This is a genomic window from Moorena sp. SIO4A1, assembly GCF_010672065.1.
Lineage (GTDB): Bacteria > Cyanobacteriota > Cyanobacteriia > Cyanobacteriales > Coleofasciculaceae > Moorena.
On the sequence record NZ_JAAHHX010001036.1, the window covers coordinates 1 to 1058 of the forward strand.

Sequence of the window (1058 nt, forward strand, 5' to 3'; positions counted from 1 at the left end):
TCAAAAATCCCAAACTTACATCTTTGGCGAACAATTACCAGAAGCTGAATTGAATTGGTTAGTTGAAGAAATCCGAGCTTGGTTGGATGTCAAATCTAGTGATTCATCACCAAGTCCAGAAGTTTGAAGGTTTTAAAGTTGAAGGTTTAAGGTTGAAGGTTTAAGGTTGAAGGCAAAATAAAAAACCAATCAATACCGAAATTCAGCAACTAAGGCTAGATAGAGACGATGATTTTGCCAGCCTCATATTTGGTGCTCAACTTAACCATATTTTTACTTACCATATTTTTGCTTACTTGTCAATTTAATTTTAGATGCGTTTGCCCTGGTCCCTACCCCAGATGCGCCCCATTTTTTGGAGTTGCCCTCATAACACTCATAACAGTTAGTCTTCTTAAGTGTTCTGGATTACCACCACCCGAATTTATAACTTCCAAAGTTCCCTCTAGAAACTTAATCCGACAAGCTTGACGCATTATCTTGCCACTTGAAGTTTTAGGAATGCTACCTGGTTGGATCAATGCTATTGCATAAACCTGTAGTTCGTGTTGCTCCATCAACGCCTGACGAATATCTCCATTTACTTCATCGAAATCCAGTTTTCGCAGCCAACTTCGCTCCACCTCCTGAACAACGACTAATTTCTCTTCGCCATCTACCTCAACCCCAAATGCTGCCTCAGAATTTTTACGCAGTGCTGGGTGGCTCTGTTCAACCGTAAATTCAATATCCTGAGGATAATGATTTTGACCTCGAATGATGATTACATCCTTCAAGCGCCCAGTGACAAACAGCTGACCATTCTTGATGAACCCCAAGTCACCAGTACGTAGAAATGGACCTTCACCAGTATCTGCTAGATATGCCTCAAATGTATGCTTTGTTTCTTCTGGTCTATTCCAATAACCTTGAGCAACACTTAAATCTGATACCCAAATTTCGCCAACTTCATCTGACGCACACCTAGTTAAAGTATTGAGATTGACGATAATTACTTTTATTCCACAAATCGGGAAACCACAACTAACCAGATCGGAAGAGAAAAAGGCTGAACTCCA

General features: G+C 40.4%; 1 pseudogene. It reads right to left on the reverse strand.

The features are described 5' to 3' along the window. Positions 1–332: 332 nt before the first annotated feature. A pseudogene (locus F6K53_RS45070) lies at positions 333–1058 on the reverse strand (AMP-binding protein); the annotation flags it as partial.